This is a genomic window from Streptomyces sp. NPDC127068 (assembly GCF_042724695.1).
In the GTDB taxonomy this organism is placed as follows: Bacteria; Actinomycetota; Actinomycetes; order Streptomycetales; family Streptomycetaceae; genus Streptomyces.
In genome coordinates this window covers 1-24163 of the sequence record NZ_JBHXEN010000044.1, presented here as the reverse complement: position 1 = coordinate 24163, position 24163 = coordinate 1, and the positions used below count along the sequence as shown (strand labels likewise).

At 74.8% G+C, this 24163-nt stretch carries 16 protein-coding genes and 1 pseudogene; 7 read left to right on the top strand and 10 right to left on the bottom strand.

Annotated elements, in window-relative coordinates; genetic code table 11:
* Positions 1-19: 19 nt before the first annotated feature.
* The 6 genes from ACFWIA_RS25245 to ACFWIA_RS25220 form a co-directional block, all read right to left on the bottom strand.
* A complete protein-coding gene (locus tag ACFWIA_RS25245; RefSeq protein WP_387008799.1) occupies positions 20-742 on the bottom strand; it encodes a class I SAM-dependent methyltransferase in 723 nt (240 codons plus the stop codon).
* Positions 739-2094 carry a condensation protein gene (locus tag ACFWIA_RS25240; RefSeq protein ID WP_387008797.1) on the bottom strand — a complete coding sequence of 452 codons (1356 nt, stop codon included), beginning with the start codon at positions 2092-2094 and terminating at the stop codon, positions 739-741. The genes ACFWIA_RS25245 and ACFWIA_RS25240 overlap by 4 nt, the downstream gene beginning before the upstream one ends.
* Positions 2091-6395, bottom strand: coding sequence for an alpha-(1->3)-arabinofuranosyltransferase family protein (locus tag ACFWIA_RS25235; RefSeq protein WP_387008796.1), 4305 nt, complete (start codon positions 6393-6395; stop codon positions 2091-2093). Before ACFWIA_RS25235 ends, ACFWIA_RS25240 begins: the two co-directional genes overlap by 4 nt.
* Complete coding sequence (locus tag ACFWIA_RS25230) at positions 6392-7156, bottom strand: class I SAM-dependent methyltransferase (RefSeq protein WP_387008794.1); 765 nt, start codon at positions 7154-7156, stop codon at positions 6392-6394. The genes ACFWIA_RS25235 and ACFWIA_RS25230 overlap by 4 nt, the downstream gene beginning before the upstream one ends.
* A complete protein-coding gene (locus tag ACFWIA_RS25225; protein WP_387008793.1) occupies positions 7157-8422 on the bottom strand; it encodes a glycosyltransferase family 4 protein in 1266 nt (421 codons plus the stop codon).
* A 601-nt stretch (positions 8423-9023) separates the two neighbouring features.
* Positions 9024-9989 carry a DUF3068 domain-containing protein gene (locus ACFWIA_RS25220; protein WP_387008791.1) on the bottom strand — a complete coding sequence of 322 codons (966 nt, stop codon included), beginning with the start codon at positions 9987-9989 and terminating at the stop codon, positions 9024-9026.
* 388 nt (positions 9990-10377) lie between these two features.
* On the opposite strand from ACFWIA_RS25220, the gene ACFWIA_RS25215 reads away from it, so the two are divergent.
* Both ACFWIA_RS25215 and ACFWIA_RS25210 read left to right on the top strand, forming a co-directional pair.
* Positions 10378-10530 carry a hypothetical protein gene (locus tag ACFWIA_RS25215; RefSeq protein WP_387008789.1) on the top strand — a complete coding sequence of 51 codons (153 nt, stop codon included), beginning with the start codon at positions 10378-10380 and terminating at the stop codon, positions 10528-10530.
* A gap of 76 nt (positions 10531-10606) precedes the next feature.
* Entirely contained in the window at positions 10607-11875 is a 1269-nt protein-coding gene (locus tag ACFWIA_RS25210) for a helix-turn-helix domain-containing protein (protein WP_387008876.1), read from the top strand.
* 18 nt (positions 11876-11893) lie between these two features.
* Here ACFWIA_RS25210 and ACFWIA_RS25205 read toward each other — a convergent pair whose 3' ends face one another.
* Both ACFWIA_RS25205 and ACFWIA_RS25200 read right to left on the bottom strand, forming a co-directional pair.
* Positions 11894-15184 (bottom strand): BTAD domain-containing putative transcriptional regulator, encoded by a 3291-nt coding sequence (locus tag ACFWIA_RS25205; protein WP_387008787.1) that lies wholly within the window; start codon positions 15182-15184, stop codon positions 11894-11896.
* Positions 15185-15235: 51 nt separating this feature from the next.
* On the bottom strand, positions 15236-16354 hold the full coding sequence (locus ACFWIA_RS25200; RefSeq protein WP_387008785.1) for an epoxide hydrolase family protein: 1119 nt from the start codon (positions 16352-16354) through the stop codon (positions 15236-15238).
* 62 nt (positions 16355-16416) lie between these two features.
* Between ACFWIA_RS25200 and ACFWIA_RS25195 the strand changes: the two are divergent.
* The 4 genes and pseudogenes from ACFWIA_RS25195 to ACFWIA_RS25180 all read left to right on the top strand — a co-directional run.
* A pseudogene (locus tag ACFWIA_RS25195) lies at positions 16417-17406 on the top strand (helix-turn-helix transcriptional regulator); the annotation flags it as partial.
* A 414-nt stretch (positions 17407-17820) separates the two neighbouring features.
* A complete protein-coding gene (locus ACFWIA_RS25190; RefSeq protein WP_387008783.1) occupies positions 17821-18696 on the top strand; it encodes an NAD(P)-dependent oxidoreductase in 876 nt (291 codons plus the stop codon).
* A gap of 172 nt (positions 18697-18868) precedes the next feature.
* On the top strand, positions 18869-19909 hold the full coding sequence (locus ACFWIA_RS25185; protein ID WP_387008781.1) for an NADP-dependent oxidoreductase: 1041 nt from the start codon (positions 18869-18871) through the stop codon (positions 19907-19909).
* A gap of 105 nt (positions 19910-20014) precedes the next feature.
* Positions 20015-20833, top strand: a complete 819-nt coding sequence (locus ACFWIA_RS25180) for an EI24 domain-containing protein (protein WP_387008779.1) — start codon at positions 20015-20017, stop codon at positions 20831-20833.
* Positions 20834-20849: 16 nt separating this feature from the next.
* Here ACFWIA_RS25180 and ACFWIA_RS25175 read toward each other — a convergent pair whose 3' ends face one another.
* Together ACFWIA_RS25175 and ACFWIA_RS25170 are read right to left on the bottom strand one after the other, a co-directional pair.
* A complete protein-coding gene (locus ACFWIA_RS25175; protein ID WP_387008777.1) occupies positions 20850-22190 on the bottom strand; it encodes a pyroglutamyl peptidase in 1341 nt (446 codons plus the stop codon).
* Between the two features lie 92 nt (positions 22191-22282).
* Positions 22283-23200, bottom strand: a complete 918-nt coding sequence (locus ACFWIA_RS25170; RefSeq protein ID WP_387008775.1) for an SGNH/GDSL hydrolase family protein — start codon at positions 23198-23200, stop codon at positions 22283-22285.
* Positions 23201-23621: 421 nt separating this feature from the next.
* Here ACFWIA_RS25170 and ACFWIA_RS25165 point away from each other — a divergent pair, with 421 nt between their 5' ends.
* Positions 23622-24116, top strand: coding sequence for a DUF3145 domain-containing protein (locus ACFWIA_RS25165; protein WP_387008773.1), 495 nt, complete (start codon positions 23622-23624; stop codon positions 24114-24116).
* The last annotated feature ends 47 nt before the right edge of the window (positions 24117-24163 follow it).

Below are 24163 nucleotides of genomic sequence, written 5' to 3'. Positions count from 1 at the left end.
CCCGTCGGCCCTCCCACGGCTACGCCCGCCGCGCGTGCAGCAGCAGGATCGAGGAGAGGGAAGGGGCGGCGCAGGCCAGCCGGTCGAGGGGGCGCAGCGGGCGCGGCACCCCGTGGAAGGGCGCGCCGGCGAGCCGGACGACCTCGAAGCCGGACGCCGCGACGAACTCCCGCAGCGCACGGGCCGTGTACAGCCGGAGGTGTCCGACGACCTCCCGGCCCGGCCGGCCGTGGATGCCGCGCAGGCTGACCTCGGAGAACACCGGTTGCACCCCGGCCAGCAGCAGCCCCCGGTTGTACCAGGCGGCCAGGTTCGGGGTGGACAGCATCAGGTGTCCGCCGGGTCGCAGCACCCGCCGCAGTTCGTCCAGGGCCGCGTCCGGGTCGACCAGGTGCTCGATGACCTCGCTGAACAGCACGGCGTCGGCGCAGCCCGACCGCAACGGAAGCCCGCCGTCGGTGAGTTCGCCGCGCACCACGTCCGTCAGGTGGTGCCGGGCGCGGCGCAACGCGTCCTGCGACCAGTCGACGCCGATGACCCGGTGCCCGGTCAGCAGGGGGCCGGCGGCCCGGGCGGCGCTGCCGTCGCCGCAGCCCACGTCCAGCACCACGGCCGGCCGGTCGGCGGCCGGGCCGAGGGCGGCGGCCAGCATCCGGGCCTGCCGCACGCTGCGGGCGTCCCCGGAGGCCACGGGCACGGACGGGTCCTCGTAGAAGTCCCGCAGCCCGCGCGCTGGTGTCATCGGGGGCCTCCCGCGGTGTTCCCCTGCGCGGCCGGGAACCGGGTCGCGCACAGCTGCCGTTCGAACAGCTCGCGCAGTCGTGCGCCGTCCGCCTCGCCGAGCAGCGCCGTCGACCAGCGCAGACTGACGTGGAGCCGGCCGGCCGTGGAGGCGGTGGTGACCGTCAGACCGCGCGGCAGCCGGGCCGGGGCGGAGATCCACAGGGCCTCGGAGCGGCCCGCGTCCCCGAAGTCCAGCGGATACGGCACCCGACCGATGTTGCTCAGCAGGGTGGTGGAGGTCCAGGGGGCCAGGGCCCGTTGGGCGCCCCGGGCGAGGGCGGCCCGCCAGGTCACCGGCAGGACCGGCGCGGTGAGCAGGGCGGCGCCCCGACCCAACGGGGGGCGGTGCGCCGCCTTCAGCGCCCGGGTGCGCTCCGCGGTGCGCAGCAGCAGCCCGGCCGTCGCCGCGGGGGACCGGCCGTCGGCGCCGTCGCCGGGGTGCAGATCGGCGACGGTGAACGGCACCTCGACCAGTCGGGTGCCGTTCCCGATGGGCATCTCGGGTCCGCGCGGGCGGTCGTCCACCGGCACGGTGATCCGGACCGGGCGCGGCGCACGCCCCCGGAGCCGGTTCCACTGCGCGACGGTCAGCGCGGTCGCCGCCAACAGCTGGTCGTTGACCGTGTACGGGGCGCCGCTCGGACGGTGCGGCACCGGGAGGTCCAGCACCAGCAGCCCGTTGCCGGCGCCCGGCCCGACGGGACGCGTCGGGGTGCCGGGCGCCACCCGGGCCGGCCGCGCCCACGGCGGCGGACCCGGCACGGCGGCCCCCGACCCGGCGGCGGGCCGGGTCGGGGGCGCCGGCGGTACGGCGACGGGCACGCCGCCGTACCGTTCCGCGGCGGTCGCGAGGACGCGCAGGGCCGCCGGGCCGTCCAGGGCGGTGTGGTGGACGGTCAGGAACAGCACCGTGCCGCCGGGCCGGTCCGGGTCGGCGACGGCCTCCACCCGCAGCGGCGGCGACGCCGTCAGCGGGGGAGCCGCCGCCAGAGCGCGGGCGCGGGCCCGGGCCAGCGCATCGGGCTCCGGCTCCGGGAAGGTCACCACGTCGACGTCGGGCCCGTCCGTCAACTGCCAGGTGTAGTGCCGTCGGTACCAGGGGCCGGGCGCCTCCCGGACCAGGGCCCGGGGGTGGCACCGCAGTGCGTCCCCGAACGCCCGCCGCAGCCGCTGCGGGTCGGGTCGACCCGGCAGGTGCACCTCGATGTGGACGGTCTCGGGCTCGGCGTCCCGCAGGCAGTGCCGGGACACCTCGTCCACGTGGGAGAAGGGCACCCGGGCCGGGTCCGCCGGGCCGGCCCCGGCGGTCATGTGCCGTCACCTCCGGTGCCGTTGCCCGGCGCCCCGGCGGCCGGAGAAGGGGGAGCGGCGGGCGGGTCGGTGGTTCCCGCCCCGGTGGCCGGCGCCGGGGGAGCCGTGGACGGTCCGGTGGCCTCCGCCGGGGTGCCGGGCACCGCCCGGTGACGGCGCCGGAGCCCGCGGCTGCCGGGCCGGCCGGTCGTCACCAGCGCGGCGAACAGGGCGATCAGCGCCAGCACCTGCGCGAGGTGCCCGTACGCGCCCTCCCCGGCGACCGGGGGTGCACCGGCGCCGGTGGCGGCCACCAGCCCCGCGGCCGTCATCGACAGGAACGCGATCGGCACCAGCAGCGCGTGGCGGCGCAGGGCCACCACCGCGAGCAGCGGGACGAGCAGGGCGAGCCACCCGGCGACCACGGCGGCCACCAGGGTCAGCGCCACCGTGCCCAGCAGCAGGCCCGGTTCGCCGGGGGCACCCGACGGGCCGTGCGGATCGGCCTCCTTGCGCCGCCACAGCACCAGCCCGATCAGCGCCAGCAGGGCCGCACCGCTGAGGACCAGTCCGATCTCGTAGGTCCGCGCGGGCTCGTAGGTCAGGGTGACCTCGCCGCCCTCGCCCGCCGGGACCTCGAAGCCCTGCTGCCAGCCGTCGAGCCGGACCGGGTTCAGCTCCTTGCCGTTGAGGGTGGCCTGCCAGCCTTCGTTGATGTTCTCGTACGTCGTCAGGTACGAGACGGCGCCGGAGCCGACGGTCACCTTGCGGCGGTCGCCGAGCCAGTCGTCGACCGTCAGGTCCCGCGAGGTGGTGGTGGGCCTGACCTCGCCGCGGGTCAGCGTCACCGAGGTGAGGGCGAGCGGCCCCTCGTCGCCCGCCTCCACGGTGTGGGTGCCCGCGCCGAGGGTCAGCTTCGGGTCGGCCTTGCCCCGCTGGCACAGCGTCACCTTGACGGGCCGCCGCTCCTCCAGGTCGCGCACGGTGCCGGTGACCCGGGTCGCGTGCATGATCCCGTCGATCGCGACCGCCGGGCCCGCACCGCACTTCAGGGTGAACGTGGTGTCCCCGGGCAGCCGCGTGGTGCGGTACGGGGTGCCGCCCAGCGTCGGGAGGGTGACCTCCGCGAGCCCCGCCGGGAGTTGCAGGTCGGCGCCTGCGACCGGGTTGTGCAGGGTGACGTCCGCGGTCCGGGTGATGGTGATGTCCATCCGGTCCGTGGTGATCGGATCGAAGCGGACCCAGCCGTTGTCGTCGACGTTCGCGACGGTCGCACCGTCCGGCGAGCTGATCTGGACCTGGGTGGGACGGGCGGACAGCCCGCCCGCCGCGGTCAGGACCAGCCGGTCCACCGACTGCTTCCGGCCCCAGCGCAGCCGGACCACCGGCTCGTCCCCGGCGACCCAGGCGGTGGTGACGTCCCCGTCGGTGAGGTTGCGCGGGGACACCTGGGCGCCCAGCTTGGCCGTGGAGTCGGCGGTGGCGACGACCCGGTCGGGGTTGCTGCCGCTGCCGGCCCGGTAGCGCAGCCGGTCCAGGGCCGCGCCGGGCACCGGCACCGCGCGCATCGTCACGCCGTGCTCGCCGCTCCCGGAGGTGCTGAAGGTCCGGTGCAGTCCCGACTCCGTGCCGGCGGGGGAGAGTCCGGCCGGGTCGGTCAGCCGGTGCAGCACCACCTTCTCGGCCGCCGCCGGGGTGTCCTGCGCGTCGGTGGGCAGCCGCAGCATCCGCGTCACCCGCACGTCGGGGACCTCGATCTCCGCGAACCCGGCGCCGGTCAGCCCGGGCCGGCCGGCCTCGGACTCCAGGACGGTGATGCGCAGCCAGTCGGTCTCCCCGTGCGGGGACGCGACGTCCTGCGGGCGACCGTTCGGGTCGAGCGCGCTGGTCTCGCTGCCCCGCTCGGTCTCCACCCGCACCCGGATCGGTGCGGCCCGCGTCCCGTTCTGCGGCAGCGGGGTCACCGTCAACGAGGACGGCATCTCCTTGGGCGCGTCGAAGGCGATCCGTATCCACTCGCCGGACGCGTCCCCGGGGGTGCCCACGGTCCACGCCGTGTCCGGGTTCCCGTCGAAGGCGTGCACGGGGTCGTACTGCGGCAGGTGGAACAGCCAGTTGCCGCTGGAGGACGCCGTCACCTCCCGGGCGCCCCGCAGTTCGGCGACCGTCTGGTGCTCGGTGCCCCGCTTCGGCAGGATCTGGTGCGGCGCGTCCCCGGGGTCCTGCACGCTCCCCGCGTGATTGCGCTCCCGCTCCGTGTACGTGTACGAGGTGTTGGTGTTCACCAGGCCGAACCGGGTGTCGGCGCGCCGCATCCCGTCCCCGAGCACCTGGAACGCGGGCTCCTCGACCCCGGGGTGCCGGTCGCCGGTCAGCACCGTGGGACGGTTGCGCAGCGACGGTTCGCCGGACAGCGGCAACAGCGTCTCCGGGCCGCCCGAGACGACCGCGGTGTCCGCCGCCGGATAGATCGCGGCCTGCCCGGGGCGCCGGACGTGGACCGCCGGCTGGTAGACCTCCACGGCGCGCTGCCGCGGGAACAGCCCCTCCACGTCCAGCGGGGTGTCGTCGGCGATCCGGCCGCCGGTCATCACCGGACCGAAGCCGGTGACCCGTTCGAAGCCGGACTGCTCCAGGGTGCGCTTGACCATCGGCGTGGGCACGTAGCCCAGTTGGTCCGGGTCGAGGTCGTTGCGGACCACCACGTAGTGCAGGCCCGCCCGGCTGAGGAAGTCACCGAGCCCGGGCACCTCGCCGCCGGTGAGCAGCGCCTGTTCCACGGCGTCCATCGCCCGCCGGTTGCCCGCCGTGCCGAACGGCACGTAGTCGCGCTGCGCCCACCGGGACTCGGCGAGCACGTCCAGCGGCTGGTCGATGGGCGAGCCCCAGGTGTAGACGCCGTGCGCGGTGGCGGGCACCACCAGCGCCCGGCTGTCGGGGGAGTTCTCCTTCAGCCACTTCGCCGTGGTCTCCCAGTACGTGGGCAGCTTCTCGAACGAACCGGGCTGGAGCACCGACCCGTTCGCGTACGGCAGGGCCAGCCCCGGCACGATGACGACCGCGGCGAGCGCGGGCGCCCAGCGGCGGCCCCGGACCGGCCGGGCGCCGTCCTCGCGCACCGCGATGGCCACCAGGTGGATCAGCCCGATGACCAGGGCGAGCGCCAGACCGGTCTGGAACTTGTAGACGTTGCGGAACGGGGCCAGCGCCCCGTCCAACAGGTCCTGCACCCCGCCGGCGAACGGGGCGCCCGCCTTGCCGCCGTACCCGGCGAGGGTCAGCAGCGCGACCGTCAGCACGGTCAGCGTCAGCCAGCGGCGCTCCGGCAGGTCGCGCCGGGCCAGGCCGGCCAGCCCCAGCGCGGCGGCCACCGCCGAGGCGAGGACCACCGGCACCGAGGCGGCGACGCTCCAGCCGCCCGGCAGCCACGGTTCGCCGAAGTTCAGGTACGCGACCCAGTTGCCCGCACCGCGCAGCGTCTCCGTCGCGGCCATCGTGTCGGTGGTGACCGCGGCGGTCTCCACGTACGGCAGGAAGTCCTCGCCGTAGACGCCGAGCAGCAGCAGCGGCACCACCCACCACAGGGTCGCGAGGAGCACCCCGGGCACCCACCACAGGAGCAGCGCCCGCTGCCGGGGCCCGCGCGGCCGGGTCAGCAGGTACAGCGCGACCGGCAGCAGCGAGGCCAGGGTGGAGGCCGCGTTGACCCCGCCCATGCACACCACGAGCAGTGCGGAGCGCAGTGCGGCGACCCGGGCGGCGTAGCGCTCGTCGAGCAGCGGCAGCAGCACCCAGGGCAGCAGGGCGCCGGGCAGCGCGGCGGCCGAGGTGGAGCCCACCACGATGGTGTAGGTCGGCCACAGCGCGTAGACCGCGGCGCCGAGCAGTCGCGTCGCGCGGTTGCCGACGCGCAGGCGTTCGGCGAGCCGCAGCGCACCCCAGAACGCCGCCGTCACCACGATCGACAGCCACAGGCGTTCCGCGATCCACACCGGCAGCTGCACCAGGTCGGCGAGGCCGTAGTAGGGGAGCATCGGGAACGCGTAGCCGATGTACTGGTCGGCGAGGGTGCCGAAGCCGCCCCGGTCGTTCCAGAGTTGGCCGAGGTCCGCGATGAACTGCCAGGGGTCGACCGCGACGCCGAGTTTCGTCTCGAAGGTCATCCGGCCCGGTGCCGCGGCCAGGAAGAGGACGAACACCGCCGCCCAGAAGCCCGCGAGCCACCGGCGCGAGCGGGGCGCCTCGAAGGGGCCGTCGGTCGCTCCGGGCCCGCGGTCGGCGACCGGAGGGGGAGCCTGGGCCGCTGGGGCCGTCGTGGTCATGGGCACCGCCTGAGGATGAGGAGGAGGTTCCAGGTGGCGAATTCGCGCAGGCCCGGGACCCGGGTCACCGCGGAGGCCAGGAACGGCCAGTAGCGGGACCGGGCGGACACCACGGTGACGTCGGTCCGCGCCCTCACCTGGCGCAGCGTCGGACCGATGTGGACGGCGAAGAGGTTCACGTCGAGCGTGTGCTTGGCCGGGCGGCCGGTGCGCCGTTCGTGGCGCGCCCGGGCCCGGTGGGCGCCCAGGTAGTGCCAGGGCGCCCACTCGTGACCGCCCCACGGGGACAGCCAGTTGGTGAACGAGACGTAGATCAGCCCGCCGGGGCGGGTGACCCGGACCAGCTCGGACAGGAAGGTCTGGGGGTCGTCGACGTGTTCGAGGACGTTGGAGGAGAAGCACACGTCGGCGGCGCCGTCCGCGAGGGGCAGCAGATAGCCGTCGGCGACGACCGCGCCGGCCGGCGGGTGCGCGCCCAGTTCCCGCGGGTCGGGCTCGAACAGCGCGGCACGGGCACCGCGGCGCCGGAACTCCGCGGTGAAGTACCCGCCGCCGCCCCCGATGTCGACCACGGTCCGCCCGGCGAGCGGTCCGCCGTACGTCTCGACCTGGTCGGCGGCGTCCCGGGCCAGCAGCGTGTAACACGCCTCGGGGTCCTGCTGCTCGCGGAGGAAGGCGCGGAAGAGGGCGACCGACCGGCGCACGGAGGGGTCCTTCGGCGGTCGGCGCGGTCCTGCGTCATCTGGTGCGCGCACCGGCACTCACCTCTGCCCGGACAGCGGGGATTCGGCGTCGCCCGCCCGGGCGGTCCGTTGCAGCGGTACGCCCCGGGACGAGCGTGCGGACGCGCGCCCGGGCGGGGCCACCGGGTCGGCGGGGGCCCGTCCGGTCACCGCCTCGACCGCCACCTCGCGGAACGCCCGTACGGTGGCCCCCCAGGTGTAGCCGGCGGCCCGGTCACGGGCCGCGGCGCCCAGCGCGCCGCGGCGCCGCTCGCTCAGTGCCAGTGCGCACCAGGCCGCGGCCAACGCGCTCTCGCCCCGGGCCAGTACGCCGGTCACCCCGTCCTCGACGGAGTCCCGCAGCCCCGGCACGTCGAAGCCGACGGTCGGCGTGGAGCGCATGGCGGCCTCGGTGACCACCAGCCCCCACCCCTCGACGGCCGAGGGGTGCAGCAACAGCCAGGCGGCGCAGAGCAGTCGGTGCTTCTCCGCTTCGCTGACGTGTCCGGTGAACTCGACTCCGGGTCCGGCGAGCCGTGCCAGCCGCTCGCGTTCGGGGCCGTCCCCGACGATCAGGAGCCGGCCGCCGGTCACCGGCCGGACCCGTTCCCACAGCCTCAGCAGCAGATCGATCCGCTTGTACTCGACGAGTCGCCCCATGGCAAGGAACAACGGCGTGCTGGAGCGCGGGAGTTGGGGTGCCGGCGGCTCGACCCCGTTGTGCACGACCCGGATGCGGCCCGGGGCCACCCCGATGTCCACCAGGGCGTCCGCGGTGGAGTCGGAGACGGCGACCATCAGATTGCGGCGCTGGCCCTCGCGCAGCGCCCAGTGTTCCAAGCTGCGGCCGAGCCGCCCGGCGGGCGCCAGCGGACCGCCGCCGAAGCGCATGTCCCACAGGTCGGTGTGCACGTGGTTGACCAGGCACAGGGTCGGGCCCCGGTGCCAGAGCGGGGCGAGGTACGGCATGCCGTTGCACACCTCGACCAGCAGGTCGCAGTCGCCGACCCGACGGCTCACGGCCCGGCGGGCGCGCAGGTAGTGGCCGAGGTCGCCGCCCGCCGAGACGACCCGGTAGGCGCGGTGTGCGGCGGGCCCGCCGCACACCAGGGTCACCTGGTGGCCGAGTCGGGTGAGCCCTTCGGCCAACTGGTCGACGAGCAACTCGGACCCGCCGGCGGCCGGATTGCCGAGGTCGCGGCGGGTGAGGAACACGATGCGGCGGGGCGGTGCGGGCGGCGCCGCCGGCCGCCGGCCGGACCGCGGGGCGGCCGTGCGCGGCGGGGCGGGCACGTGCTGGGGCATGGGCGCTCCAACTCGTCTCGGGGTGCGGAACCGTGGGGACGGTCGGTGAACGGGGAAGGCTCCGGTGCGGACCGGCGGTCGTGGGCGGACGCGCGGCGCGGGTGGCAGGAGCGCGGGTGCGGGTGGTCCGGGAGCCGGGACCGCGCCGGGGGGACGGAACGGCGCGGTCCCGGCGGGTTCCCGGGGGCGGGGGAGGAGCGGTGCGCGGTCAGCCGCCTCCGGGACGGGACGGTCCGGTGCCCCTCGGGGCGGCCGGGCCGTGCGTGCTTGCCGCTGGTGCCGGGGCGCGCGGCCGGTGCGAGGGGTGTCCGGCCGGTACGAGGGCGTGCGGCCGGTACGAGGGGTACGAGGGTGGTGCGAGGGGCGTGCGTCGTGGGTCGTGGGTGTCGTACGGGACGCGGCGGGTGCCGCGGCGGGTCACGCCGGTGTCACGGGACGGTTCGGGAACGGTCGAGCAGCCCCCGTTCGGGGCGGGGACGTGCTCGGATGTGTGGAGCGGTGCGCGGATGGTGTTGGGTGGGATGGACAGTTTTCGCCCGGCGGATCGCCGCGGCTACTCACCGGGATGACAAATTCACCACCCGTTACCCGGTGTATCCCGTCATGTAGCTGACAATTCGGGGTCGGGGTCCTGGCGGCGCCCCCGCACCAGGAGCAGCACTCCCGCCGCCCCCAGGGACAAGCCCAGCCCCCCGGCCACCAGCGGACCCGTCAGCCCCACCAGCACCAGCTTCCGGTTGTCCGCCGACGCCAGCTCGACCTGCTTCTTCTGGGTCCGCTCGGTGAACGCGATGCGCTCGCTGTCCAGCAGCACCACCTCGTCGGTGTCCCCGCCGGGCACCCGCAGGGTCTTGCGCGGGCCGATCGCCGCGAACAGGATGCGGCCCGTGCGCCGGTCGGCGACGAGTTCGATGCCGTGGTTGGCGTACCACTCCTCGGCCATCACCTGGGGCGTCTCCGGCTTGCCGACCAGCCGTCCCGGCACCTGTCGGGTGCCCGTCTGCACCGCGTCGACCCGGGCCGTGAACCGGTAGCCCTCGTGTCCCTGGACCCGCTTGGTGCCCCGGTAGGCCAGCTCCACCGTCGCGCCGAGCGTGCTGTCCCACCAGCGGTACGGGCGCTTCTCCACCCCGAACGGGAACTTCAGGTACGCCTCGCCCTCGAACACGGGGCTCTCGTCGCAGCAGTGGACCGGTCGGTTGGTCCGGCGGTCGGTCACCCAGCGTTCCCGGGTCCACTGGAGGGCGTCGCGCGGATCGGCGGCGGGCAGCGAAGCCTTCGTGTCCACGCTCGTGGACACGTCCCAGATCGCCCGTCCACTGGCTTCGCTGTCGGCGACGTCACCGCGGACCTGGCGGGTCACGGTGATCGGCTCGTCCTTGACGGTCTTCACCTTCAGGGTGTCGAAGTAGCTGCCCCGACCGGTGAAGACCGTGGTCACGTCGGTGTCGATGGGGGTGCGTTGGGCACGTGGTTCCACGTACCAGGCGAGGAGGGCGGCCAGCACCAGCAGAAAGGTGCCTGAGCCCAGCAGGACGAGCGAAACGGGGGAGGCGGTACGTCGCATCCGGGCACTCCAAGGGGTCGCAGGAGGGGTCGAGAGGGCTCGACCCGGGGAGGGGACGGGGAGGTCGCGCGCCGAATCAAACGGGCGGAGCGGGGTGAAAAGGGTGCTTCGAGAGCGACGGGGCCGAGCGGAAGGGCCCCGTCGTCCGGTGACGGAGAGTGAACGCGCGGCGGGAAAATCGAGGGCGCGCCATGGGCCGGGAACCGTAGGCGCACCCTTGACTAGGTGTCAATGCATTGTTGACACTGAGCCCAGCCGGTCGGGGCCGGCACACGCCGTCACGGGACGCTGCGGCCATCGGGCCGTGCGCACCCGGCGGCCCGTACACGGATCGTGTGGACCTTCCAGGGTGGGGACGACCTTTCGACCGGAGAGGCTGGACCCAGCAATGCCCAGACTGCTCGCCGCCACGCTCACCGTCGTGACCGCCGCCGCACTCGCCGGGGGCGCCGCCCTCGGCATCGTGGCGCTGCTCGACGCCACCCCCGAGCAGCCCAACACCCCGCTCGTGACCTACGAGACGGCCCAGCGGGAGCGCTGACGTGGCCGTTCCTCCAGCTCCCCCGACCCGCCGGGGCGCCCCGAGCCCACCCGGCACGGCCGCGCCCGGCCGCCCGGTGCCGCCCCCTGCCGGGCCCTTCTCCGCCTGGCACGACGTGCCCCGCAGCCAGGTCCGACAGTTCGCCGCGCTCGCCATGGCCGAGGTGCCCGTCCTCGCGGAGGAGATCCTGGGCAAGATCCGCCGCGACTACCCGCACCTGCCCGTCATCCTCGACGACTCCGGCGAGCCCAAGTCCCTCGTCGGCATCCGCCGGGCCATCGAGATCTTCATCCAGCACCTGGAGACCGCCGAGGGCGCCCCGCGCGTCCACCCCGAGGTCTTCCAGGACTTCGGCCGCGGCGAGGGGCTCGGCGGCCGGAGCCTCGACTCGCTCCAGGCCATCTACCGACTCGGGGTGCGCCTGGCCTGGCGGCGCCTCACCGAGATCGGCCAACGCGTCGACATCCCCCCGCCCGCCATGTACGAACTCGCCGACGCGGGGTACGAGTACCTGGACGGACTGGTCGAGGCGTCCGTACGCGGCTACGCCGAGGCCGCCGCCCGACAGGCCGGGGAACGGCTCCGGCTGCAACGCAAACTGATGGAACTCCTCCTCGCCGAACGCGTCACCCACCCCACGGCCGGCCCCGAGGGCGCCCACGGCCCCTACGGCCCACCGGAGTTCGCCGCGACCCTCGCCGAACGCGCCGCCCGGATCGGCTGGCCGCTCCCGACGCACGTCGCCGCCGGAGTGCTGCTGCGACCCGCCAGGGAGGCGGTGGCGCCCGCCGTCGGACAGGGCGTCCTGCTCGACATGGAGGCCGAACGGCCCCGGATGGTCGTGCCCGACCCGGACGCGGCCGGCCGGCCCGAACTGCTGCGCCGCGCCATGACCGGCTGGTCGGGGGCGATCGGACCACCGGTGCCGCTGGTCGACGCGGCCAAGTCCCTGCGGTGGGCCGAGGCCGCCGTCCGGCTGATGGAACGCGGGCTGCTGCCGGCCGGCGAAGTGCTGCACTGCACCGAACACACCCAGGCACTCGTCCTGCTCCAGCCCGAGGAACTCATCGACGACCTCGCCCGGCGGGCGCTCGCCCCGCTCGCCGACTGCGGACGCACCCACGGGCGGCGCCTCGCGGAGACCCTGCTCGCCTGGCTGGAGACCCGGGGCGGGGCGCCCGAGGTCGCGGTCCGGCTGGGCGTGCACCCGCAGACCGTGCGGTACCGCCTCCGACAGATCCGGGAACTGTGGGGGGACGCCGTGGACGACCCCGACCGCCGGTTCGAACTCGAACTCGTCCTGCGCGCGCAGCGGTTGCGCGGCGACCTGGGCAACGCCCCCTGACGGTCCGCGGCCCGGCCGTCACTCGGACAGCGGCCACGGCCCGTCCGCCGGGAGCGCGGCCCCACGGGCGAAGGCGAGGTCGAAGACCGCACCCCCCACCGCCGCCCGCGCGCCCGCCGCGATCCGGTCCACATCGCCCCGCTCGGCGGGCGGCAACGGCGCCCCCACGGAGTCCCGCGCCGCGGCAGCCGCCCCCAACAACACCGCGGCCCGCTCGCCCTCCCCGGCGACCAGCCCCGCCCCGGCCAAACCCTCCAGGGCGAGCGCGATCGCCCGCGGGTCCCCCAACCCCCGGGCCAACCCCAGCCCCTCCCGGTGCAGCGCTCCCGCGGCCCGGGCATCGCCGCGCGCCTGCGCCACGAACCCCAACTCGGCGAGGACCAGCGCCACTCCCGGCTCGTAGTCCACCTCCCGGAACCAGGACAGCAACGCCCCGAAGTGCTCCGCAGCCTCGTCGAGGGCCCCCGCCCGCCGCGCCCCGAGGCCCAGCCCGAGCCGGGCGTCCGCCTCCCCCGACCGCAAGCCCCCCTCCCGGGCCAGCCGCAGCGCCCGCTCGTGGTGCACCCGCGCCCCCCGGTGGTCACCCGTCAGCAGCGCCAGCCGCCCCAACCCGGTGTGCCGCTTGGCCGCCTCCCCCGACAGGCCGAGCCGCTCGGCGATCTCCAACCCCTCCCGCTGCAAGCGGGTCGCGGCCCCGTAGTCCCCGTTGATCGAAGCCAGCGCCGCCAACGGGAACACCGTCTGGAGCAAACCCCACGGATCACCGACCGCCCGGAACAGCCGGGCGCTGCGCTCCCCGTCCCGCCGCACCGCGTCGAGGTCCCCGTGGGCCATCGCATGCCGGGTCCGCACGCTCAGTGCCGCCGCCGTCCCCCAGTCGTCGCCCAGGGCGGCGAAGCCCTCCAGCGCCCGGTCCACCAACTCCTCGCCCGTGTCGACGTCCCCGGCCCCCATCTGCGCGGAACCCAGGAACCACAGGGCGCTGGCGTACCCCTCGGGGTCGTCCACCGCACCCTGCCGGTACGGGGCCAGCGCCGCACCGATCCCCCCGGCGCCCCCTCCGTCAACGGCGTCCCCCGGTGCCGCCGCCAGCAGCGTCAACCCGGTGCGCCACACCACCGCCCGCGCCCGCTCCCGCGCGTACGGCGCCTCCTCGGGCACTGCCGACAGCACCCCGTCCAGCGCCCGGCGCGCCCTCGCCGGGCGGCCCCGCAACACCTCCGGCCAGACCAGGGCGTTCACCGTCCGCAACGCCCGGTCCCAGGCGCCGACGCGCACCGCCTGGTCCACGGCCAGCCGCAGATCGGCGCCCGCCCCGTCCAACCGTTCCAGCCAGCGCTGCTGCTCGGGCCCGCGCAACAGGGGAGCGACCCGCCGGGCGAGCCGCGCGTAGTGGCGGCCGTGCCGCTCCCGCACCGCATCGGCCTCGCCCGCCGCCAACAACCGCTCGGCGCCGTACGCCCGCACCGACTCCAACAGCCGGTACACCGGCCCGTCGGCGTGGTCCGTCAGCACGACGAGCGAGCGGTCCACCAGCCGCGCCAACAGGTCCAGGACGTCTCCGCCGGCGATCCCGTCGCCCGCGCAGACCTCCTCGGCGGCCTCCACCGTGCAGCCCCCGGCCGCCACGGACAGGCGTCGCAGGACGGTCCGTTCGTCGGGGGCGAGCAGGTCCCAGCTCCAGTCGATCACCGCTCGCAGGGTGCGCTGGCGCTCGGGTGCCGTGCGCGGCCCGCCGGACAACAGCGCGAACCGGTCGTCCAGCCGCGCCAACAGTCCGTGCACACCGAGGCTCCGCACCCGGGAGGCCGCCAACTCCAGGGCCAGCGGCAGACCGTCGAGGCGTGCGCACAGGGCGCTGACGGCACGGGCGTTCTCCGGGTCGCCGGCGAAACCGGGCGGGACGGCGGCGCGGGCCAGGAACAGTGCCTCGGCGTCCACCGCCGCGAGCGGTGCCACCGGCCGCACCGACTCGCCCACCGCCCCCAGCGGCTCCTGGCTGGTGGCCAGCACGGACAGGTCGGGCGCCCCGGCCAACAGCCGTGCGACCACCTCGGCGGCGGCCTCCACCAGGTGTTCGCAGTTGTCGAGGACGAGCAGCAGCCGTCGCTCGCGCAGGGCGCGGCCGAGTCGGTCGAGGGCCGGCCGGGGCGGTCCGCCGTCCGAGGCCTCCGGTATGCGCAACACCGTCAGCAGGGCCTCGGCGACGGCGGTCACCCCCTCAGGACCGGCCGGGTCCGAGGGGGGCACGACGCCCTGGAGTTCGGCGAACCACACCCCGTCCGGGAAGGCGTCACCGACGCCTCGCGCCACCTCGACGGCCAGCCGGGTCTTGCCGACTCCGCCCGGCCCGGTCAGCGTCACCAGCCGCGAGTGCGCCAGCCACTTCTGCACCTCGGTGGCGTCCTCGGCCCGGCCCACCAACGCCGTGACCGGCGCGGGAAGATTCCCGCGGACCGTTCCCACCCGCGCGCCCGACCGCCCCGCATCCGGCCGTTCCGCGTCCGGCCGCTCGGCGACCGGCGCCGCGGCGGGCGCACCGTCCGGCGGCGCCACGAACAGCGTCGGGTCGTGCCGCAGGATCGCCCCGTGCAGGGCGACCAGCTCCGCACCCGGTGAAAGGCCCAACTCCTCGTCCAGCGTGCGGCGCAGACTCTCGTACCCGGCGAGCGCATCGCTCTGTCGGCCCGCCCCGTACAGCGCGCGGAGCTGGATCGCCCGCAGGCGTTCGCGCAGCGGGTGCGCGGCGACGAGTTCCTCCGCCTCCCCGATGATGCCCCGGTGGTCGCCCAACTCGGCCCGGGCGGCGAGCCGGTCCTCCAACGCGCTGAGCCGGTCCTCCTCCAGCCGGTGGGCGGCGGCCCGGGCGAAGGCCAGGTCGGTGTACCCGGCGAACGCATCGCCCCGCCACAGGCCCAGCGCCTCCGACAAGGCCGCCACCCGCTCGTCGGCCCCGGCCGCGGACCGGCCCCGGCGCACCAGTTCGGCGAACCGCGCCGCGTCCACCACCACCGGGTCGATGCGCAGCCGGTACCCGGCGGCGTCCCCCACCAGCAGCTCCCGACCACCCGCTTCGACCCGCTCCAACGCCGCCCGCAGCCGGGACACTTGGCCCTGGAGCGCGTTGCGCGGATGTTCGGGCGGGGAGTCGGGGCCCCACAGGTCGTCCACCAGCCGGTCCGTGGAGACGGGGCGCCCCGGGTCCACCAACAGCCGTGCCAGCAACATGCGGGCCTTCGCGCCGGGAACCGCCACCGGCACCCCGTCCGCCGTCCACACCACCAGCGGACCGAGCACTCCGAAATGCATCAGGCCAGCTTAGGGCCTGGCGTCAACCTGCCGCCGTCGCCCGGAGGACGATCAGCGGTAGTCGGTGAAGAACGCCCGGACGTCGTCGACCAGGAGGTCGGGTGCCTCCATCGCGGCGAAGTGGCCGCCGCGCTCGAAGTCCGACCAGCGCACCACGTTGTTGGCCTTCTCCTCGTCCCGGCGCAGCGCGATGTCCTGGACGGTGAACAACGCCACCGCCGTCGGCACGGACGACACCTCCGGCGCGGTCCACGCCTGCGCGTCCTCGTAGTAGAGCGCGGCCGAGGAACCCGCCGTGCCGGTCAGCCAGTAGAGCGTCACGTCGGTCAGCAACAGATCGCGGTCGACGGCCTCGTGGGGGAGTTCCTTCGCCAGGTCCGTCATGTCGCGGATCTTGTCGACGATCCAGGAGAGTTGACCGACGGGCGAGTCGGTCAGGCCGTAGGCGAGGGTCTGCGGCCGGGTGGACTGGATGGCGAGGTACCCGCCCGCCTCCGCCATGAACGCGTTCATGCGCCGCACCCGGGCCCGCTCGCGTTCGGTCAGCGTGACGTCGTCCTCCGCGACGCTCGGGTAGGTCGTGCCGCCGTTGACGTGCACGGCGACCACGTTCTCGGGCGCGATCAGCCCCAGTGTCCGGGAGATGCCGCCGCCGAAGTCGCCGCCCTGGGCGCCGTACCGCTCGTAGCCGAGCCGGCGCATGAGTTCCGCCCAGGCGCGGGCGACCCGCTGGCTGTTCCAGCCGGCCTCCCGGGTCGGGCCGGAGAAGCCGAAGCCGGGGATCGACGGGATGACCAGGTGGAAGTCCCGGGCCAGCGGCTCGATCAGGTCCAGGAACTCCACGACCGAGCCGGGCCAGCCGTGGGTGAGAATCAGCGGCAGGGCGTCGGCGTTCGCGGAGCGGACGTGCAGGAAGTGGACGTTCTGCCCGTCGATCTCGGTGGTGAACTGGGGGTGGGCGTTCAGCCGTGACTCCCACGCCCGCCAGTCGTACCCGTCGGCCCAGTGGGCGGCCAACTCCTTCAGGTACCCGACCGGGACGCCGCGCCCCCAGCCCTGGCCCTCGGTCTCGCTCGGCCAGCGGGTGCGGAGCAGGCGCTCGCGCAGGTCGTCCAGCGCGGCCTGGGGGATCTCGATGCGGAAGGGGCGGAGGGTGAAGTCGTTGTCCATGTCCCTGACGTTAGAGGCCACCTAGGTCAGGATCGGTCCTAGCCGTCCGGCAGGATCACCCCATGCTTCCGACCTCCGCTCGACTGTTGAAACTGCTGTCCCTGCTCCAGACCCACCGCTCGTGGCCGGGCTCCGAACTGGCCGAACGGCTGGACGTCAGCGACCGCACCGTGCGCCGGGACGTCGACCGGCTCCGTGCGCTGGGGTACACCGTGCACGCCGTCGCCGGGGTGGCCGGGTACCGCCTCGGCGCCGGATCGGACGTGCCGCCGCTGCTGCTGGACGAGGAGGAGGCGGTGGCCGTCGCGGTGGGCCTGGGCAACGCCGCGGGCAGCAGCGTCACCGGGATCGAGGAGAGTGCGCTGCGGGCCCTGACCAAGCTGGAACGGGTACTGCCGCCACGGCTACGGCACCGCGTCCACGCGCTGCGCGCCATGACGGTCCCGATGCCGGCCGGTGGTCCCGCGGTCGACCCCGACACGCTGTCCGTGATCGCGGCGGCCTGCCGCGACCACGAGCAGCTGCGGTTCGCGTACCGCGCGCACGACGGCAGCGGGAGCAGACGCCTGGTGGAACCCCACCGCCTGGTCTCGACCGGGCGCCGCTGGTACCTCGTCGCCTACGACACCGGACGTGCCGACTGGCGCACCTTCCGGCTCGACCGGATGGAGCTCCGCCCGCCGCATGGTCCGCGCTTCGTCCCGCGGGAGGCGCCCGCCGACGACCTCGCCGCGTACGCCTCGCGGGCCGTCTCCAGCGCGCCCTACCGGTACCGGGCCCACCTCACCGTGCACGCGCCCGCCCAACTGGTCGCCGAGCGCATGCCTGCGACGACGGCCACGGTCCATGCGCTCGACGCGCGGACCAGTTCGCTCACCTGTGGGTCCCACTCGCTCGATGAACTCGCCCTGTGGGTGGGGCTGCTCGGGGTGCCCTTCACCGTGCACGGGCCGGCCGAGCTCGTCGTCCACGTCCGCGAACTCGCCGCCCGCTTGGCGCAGTCGGCTCCCGACGGTCCGGCACGTTCACCTGGCGGTGCGCCGTCTCCCGCGGGTGCGTCCGGGTTGCCCGCGCAGTTCCCCGCGCCCCCTACGGGTGCGTCCCGGCGGGGTGCGCTGCCCGGCCCGGGTGCGCGGTGCGATTCGCGCAGTTCCCCGCGCCCCTAACGGGCCGCCCCTCCCCACCCCCGCCCCGGATCGGCCCCGTGAGGGGCGCGGGGAACGGCGCGAGCAACCCCGAAGCACCCGCAGGGAACAGCGCACCCGTACGGGATCGGGCCCCGTGAGAGGCGCGGGGAACTGCGCGAATCGCACCGCGCACCGTGACTGGCCCGCGCACCGCCAGGTGTACGCACCGGAGGGGCCACGAGGAACCGACAGCGGACCGGCAGCGGACCGGCAGCGCCCCCGGCGAAGGTAGTCCCACAGCCGGCGCACACCGCGCCACCCACACCAACGGAGGAAGCCATGACCGCCACCGCCACCCCCCGCCAGTCCGTCACCGTCCTCGGCCTCGGCAACCTCGGACGGGCCGTCGCCGAAGCCTTCCTCGCCGCGGGCCACCCCACCACCGTCTGGAACCGCACCCCGTCCCGCGCCGACGCACTCGTGGCCCGGGGCGCGGTGCGCGCAGCGAGCCCCGTCGAGGCCGTCGCGGCGAGCGACCTGGTCGTCGTCACCGTGCTCGACCACGACACCGCCCGCGACCTGCTCGCCCCGGCCGCCGCCGCGCTCCCCGACCGGACCGTGGTGAACCTGACCACCAGCACCCCCGGCCCGGCCCGCGAACTCGCCGCCTGGGCGGGCGCCCAGGGGGCCCGGTACCTGAGCGGCGCCGTGTACGCGGTGCCCCAGACCATCGGCACCGACGAGGCGTTCATCCTCTACAGCGGACCCGAGGAGGCGTACGGCTCGCACCGGGCCGCGCTGGACCTGCTCGGCCCCGGCACCCACGTCGGCGCGGACCCGGCGCTCGCCGCGGTCCACGACGTGGCCCTGCTCAGCGGGATGTACGGCATGTTCGCCGGCTTCTTCCAGGCCGTCGCCCTCACCCGCTCCGAGGGCATCCCGGCCGCGGCACTGACGGAACACCTGGTGACCTGGTTGAAGGCCGCCGCCGACGCCCTGCCCCAGTTCGCGAAGGAGATCGACGCGGGCGAGTACGGCACCCAGACGTCCAGCCTGGAGATGAACGCCACGGGACTGCGCAACATCCTCGCCGCGACCGAGGCCCAGGGCCTGTCCACCGATCTGATCGCCCCGCTCCTGCCCCTCTTCGACCGGCAGGTCGCCGAGGGCCACGGTGCCCAGAGCCTCGCCCGCGCGGTCGAGTCCCTCACCTGACCGGTTCCCGCGGCGGTGAACGCCTGGGCCACCTGCCCGTCGGGTCGGGGCGGTCAGCGCCCCAACGGTTATCTTTCACGGTGTGACGTGCCGGTTCGGTGCCTCGGCGAGACGTCGGTGCCGGACCGGTCCGTGCAGCCCGCCCGGTCACCCAGCGAGGAGAGTCGACCCCATGTCCCCCACCTCCGGCGCAGCGCCCCACCAGGTACCCGCCACGTCCCGCGCCTGGCACCTGGTGCGCAGGCCCCACGGCTGGCCGCAGCCGACCGACGTCGCCCTGCGGGAGGAGGCGACGCCCGAGCCGGGCCCCGGCCAGGTGCTGGTGCACAACCGCCACCTCTCCGTGGACCCGTACATGCGCGGTCGGATGAACGCCGGGCGGACGTACATCGACGCCTTCGAACTGGACCGTCCGATGGAGGGCGCCGCGGTCGGCGAGGTCATCGCCTCGAACGACGAGGGCGTCGCCGTCGGGGACCACGTGCTGCACTTCCTCGGCTGGCGCGAGTACGCCGTCGTGAACGCCCGGGCCGCCGTCAAGGTCGACCCGGACCTCGCGCCGCTCAGTGCCTACCTCGGTGTCCTCGGCATGACCGGTCTCACCGCCTACGCCGGGCTGCTGCGGGTCGCCGAGCTCAAGGAGGGCGACACCGTGTTCGTCTCCGGCGCGGCCGGCGCCGTCGGCTCCCAGGCCGGACAGATCGCCCGGCTCAAGGGCGCCGCCCGGGTCATCGGCTCCGCCGGCTCGGACGAGAAGGTCCGCCTCCTCACCGAGGAGTACGGCTTCGACGCCGCGTTCAACTACCGCAGCGGCTCGGTCCGCGAACTACTGGAGGCCGCGGCGCCCGACGGCATCGACGTCTACTTCGACAACGTCGGCGGCGACCACCTCGAAGCGGCGATCGGCAGCCTCAACCGGGACGGCCGCATCGCCGTCTGCGGGATGATCTCGGTCTACAACGACACCGAACTCCCGCCCGGCCCCCGCAACCTCCCCCGGCTGATCCAGACCCGCGGTCGCATCCAGGGCTTCCTGGTCGGCGACCACTACGACCTCCAGCCGCAGTTCGTCCAGGACGTCGGTGCCTGGTTGCGCTCCGGCGAACTGCGCTACCGCGAGACCGTGGTCAAGGGCATCGAGCACACCTTCGACGCGTTCCTCGGCGTCCTGCGCGGCGACAGCACCGGCAAGATGATCGTCACCCTCGACTAGCGGGCCACCGGGCCGGCCGTACCGTCCGTCCGTGACAAATCAACGTGATCGTCACAGCACGTCACGGGGAGGGGCGGCCGGCCGCGCCCCGGGTATCGTTCCGGCATGCGTGATCTAGGGGCGGGTTTCAAGTATCTGATGAACGGGCAGCGCTGGGTCGCTGCCCACGGCAAGGCGTTCGGGCGCGGACTGATCCCGGGACTCGTCACCCTCGTCCTCTACCTGGGGGCGCTGATCGGCCTCGCCGTGTGGGGCAGCGACTTCGTGGGGTGGGCCACCCCGTTCGCCGACGACTGGTCCTCCCCGTGGCTCGGCCTGTTCCGCGGCTTCCTGACGGTCCTGCTGTTCGCCCTGGCGCTGCTGCTCGCCGTCGTCACCTTCACCGCCGTGACCCTGCTCGTCGGACAGCCCTTCTACGAGGAGCTGTCCGAACGGGTCGACCGCGACCTCTCGCCCGACGGCAGCGCCCCCGAGTCCGGGCTGCCGCTCTGGAAGGACCTGTGGATCTCCGCGCGGGACAGCCTGCGCGTCGTCGTCCGCGCCACCCTCTGGGGCGTGCTGCTCTTCGCCCTCGGCTTCATCCCGTTCGTCGGCCAGACCCTCGTCCCCGCGGTCGGCTTCATGGTCACCGGCTTCTTCCTCACCGAGGAACTCACCGCCGTCGCCCTCCAGCGCCGCGGCGTCGACGTGCGCACCCGGCTGCGGCTGCTGCGCGCCCGCCGATCCATGGTCTGGGGCTTCGGCACCCCCCTCGCCGTCGCCTTCCTGGTGCCCTTCGTCGCCGTGTTCCTCATGCCCGGCGCAGTGGCCGGCGCGACGATGATGGCCCGCGACCTCATGGGCGAGGACTCCTCCGGGGCCCGGCCCGCCGACCGGCACGCCCCGGCGCCCCAGCCGGGCGGGCCCGCCCCCTACGGCGTCTGACGGGCCCCGCGGGGCCTCAGCGGGCGGCGACCGCCACGGCCAGCACCGCCCGCACCTGATGCACGATGTCCGCCCGGTTGCGCAGGAACTCCGGATCGCTGACCGTTCCGGTCGCCGGGTCGGTGTTCCCCGCCCCGAACGCCAGGACCGGCGTGTGCAGATGCCCCACCGGCAGCCCCGCCGGACCGAAGCGGTCCCGCAGCAGGGTCGCCCGGTAGGCGATCTCGTTGGACAGGTAGTTGCCGCCGCCCCCGGCCCGTGCGCTGGACCCGGGCGTCGGCCCGTCCGCCCGGTCCACCGGGGTCGTGCCCCCCGCCGGAACCTCCGTCACGGAGGTGTTGTCCCGCACCGGGAACCGCCCGGTCTCCGCCGCGACGATCGCCGCGTACGGCAGGGTGCTCGACGTCCACTCCGGCCCCGTCGCCCCGGTGACCGGCACCTTCCCGGTACGCCCCACGTTCTCGTTGTCGGGGAACCCGCCGCGCCACGCCCCGTTGGTCCGCTCCACGTCGAACCGGCCGGGGCGGCCCTGGCTGACCGTCGTCAGGAGGTCCACCCGCCCGAGGTGGGGGCGCAGGGTCCGCTCCACCTCCCCGTCCGCGAAGTCCTGCCAGCGCACCGGGAACACGGCCGCCTCCACCCGGGCCGGACCCCGCTGCGTCTGGATCACCGTGCCGTCCAGGGCGAGCGCCGCGGCTCCCGAGGGATTGCTGATCCGCACGTCGCGGTCGAGCGTGAACGGGTCGAACCCGGTGACCAGGACGTGCAACGGCCGCTCCCGCCCGTCCTCCCCGCGCCGGTCGTCGTGCCGGTCCTCGGAGTCGGTACGGTCGGCGAACCGGATCGAGTCCTGGCCCCGGGACACCGTCTCCAACAGGTCCAGCAGCCGTACCCGCCGATCGGCGGTCAGCCCGGAGTCCGGCTCCCAGGTGCGCAGTTCCCGCACCATCGCGAGCCGGGCCCAGTACAGCGGGCGGTCGTCGTCCCGGCTCAGGTCCCCGCCCGACGGCCCCCGCCCCTGCACCCGGTCCACGGCCCGCTCCCACAACCGCGCCCCGTGCCGCGCAACGACCCGCCGCGCCTCCCGGTACCCGTCCGCCCCGTCCAGCGCCCGGGCGAACGAGGGGGCCACCGCGTCGAACCCGGAGCGCCGCAGCACCTCCCGGGGCACCGCCCGGTCGAGCCGCTGCTCCTCCGCCGTCGGAACGGACGCGGGCGCGGCACCGGGTCCGGCAGCGCTGCCGGACCCGGTGCCGGTGGTGCCTTCCGTGGCCAGGGTGGGAGCCGCGGTGAGGCCGAGCAGCAGTGCGGTGGCCAGCGTGAGTACGCGGGTGCGTATCGGTGCCGAAGCGTCCATGGGGAACCTCCGTTGCCTGTGGGGTGGACGCAGTATCCCGGGAGAGGAGTTGCCCGCGCCAGGGGCGATCCGCCCCGCCCCTCGCCCCTGCCCTAGCGGGCCGTCACCGCCCGGTACGCGATCTCCGCCAACTCGGACTGACCGTCCTTGCTGGGGTGGAACCAGTCCCACTCGCTCAACTGCTCGTCCCCGAACCGGTACGAGAACACCGCCCCGTCGTCGTAACGGCACCGCAGGTCCTTCGCACAGACCTCCTTGAGCACCCGGTTGTACTCCACGACCCGCTGCTGCACGGCCGCCCGCCGGGCCACCGCCTTCGCGTCGACGGCGTCCGAGTCCTTCAACATCGACGGGCAGATCCCCAGCTTCCACACCTGCTTGCCCATGGGGTTGCTCCGGCCGGTGGACCACAACCGCTTCAGGTCCGGCACGCTCGCCACGAACACCTGCGACGTGGGCGACTGGCGCCGCAGTCCGCGCAGCGCCTGCGCGAAGTCCGCCCGGAAGTCCGCCACCGGAGTCATCGACCGCACCGACGAGCGGCACGCGTCGTTCGCCCCCGCCAGCACCGTCACCAGTTCGGGCCGGTGCGCCGCCGCCTGGTGCATCTGCTCCGGGAGATCGACCATCCGGGCGCCGGTCTTCGCGTAGTTCCAGCTCCGCTCGGCCGCCTTCGCCGGCCCCAGCAGCCGCACCGCGAGACTGCGCACGTCCGCATCGGAACCGGTCGCCCACGAGGCCTCCGGACAGTCCGACAGCACCGAGCAGGCGTCGAACGCACGGGTGATCGAGTCGCCGACCGCGGCCAACGACTGCGGACTGCGGTCCCAGGCCGGCTTCTGCCGCTTCTGTTCGCCCCGTTGCGAGGCGTTCGACGGCCCGGGTTCGTTCCCGCCGACCGCGTCGCACCCGCTCATCCCCACCGCCCCCACCAGTACGGCCGCGGTGGTGGCCACGACGGTCCGCGACCGCCGACCGGCGGGTTGTGAACGGTGACTGCGCCTGCGCATTCCGGCTCCCCTCTGTCGCCTTCCACGACGTCCCGGCGGGCCCGGAGGTTGAGTCCGAGCGGAAACTAGGGCCTGGCGGAAACACCGTGACGACCCGTGACCGGGAGCGGGCGGGGCGTTCCTGCCGGGCGTCCCCGTGGGTGAAAGCGCGGGGCTCGTGGCCATGGGGACCGACAGTACGTCACACTCCGCGCCCCGCCGCACGGTAGCCTCGGCCCCGTGGTGCCCGTGACCGCCGTCCGGCGGTGACGGGGCGGGTCGGACCCGCCCGTGGCGCCGCACGACGCGGTATCCGGTAAATTACACCACGTCACATCTGTCTGCTTTTCATGGTTTTCCATCGAATCTGAGGAAGAATCGCTCGGCACAGGAGCGGGACCGCCGAACCACGGCGACCCCTCGCCCCACCCTGGAGGTCCCGGTGACGACACGTGGAGTCCTGTACGTGCACTCCGCACCGCGCGCGCTGTGCCCGCACGTCGAATGGGCGGTGGCGGGCGTACTCGGAACGCGCGTCAACCTCGACTGGATCAGGCAGCCCGCGGCACCGGGGACGTGGCGCACCGAGTTCTCCTGGAAGGGCGAAGCGGGCACCGCCTCCCAGCTCGCCTCCGCCCTGCGCGGCTGGGACCTGATCCGCTTCGAGGTCACCGCCGAGCCCTGTGCCACCGCCGAGGGCGAACGGTACAGCTCCACCCCCGACCTCGGGATCTTCCACGCGGTCACCGGCATCCACGGCGACATCCTCATCCCCGAGGACCGGCTGCGCGCCGCCCTCGCCCGCTCCCAGCGCGACGGGACCAGCCTGGAGGCCGAGATCGCCAAGCTCCTCGGCAAGCCGTGGGACGACGAGCTGGAGCCCTTCCGCTACGCCGGTGAGGGCGCCCCCGTCCGCTGGCTCCACCAGGTCGTCTGACCCCGTGACCGTGTGAGGGCCCCCACCGAACGGTGGGGGCCCTCACA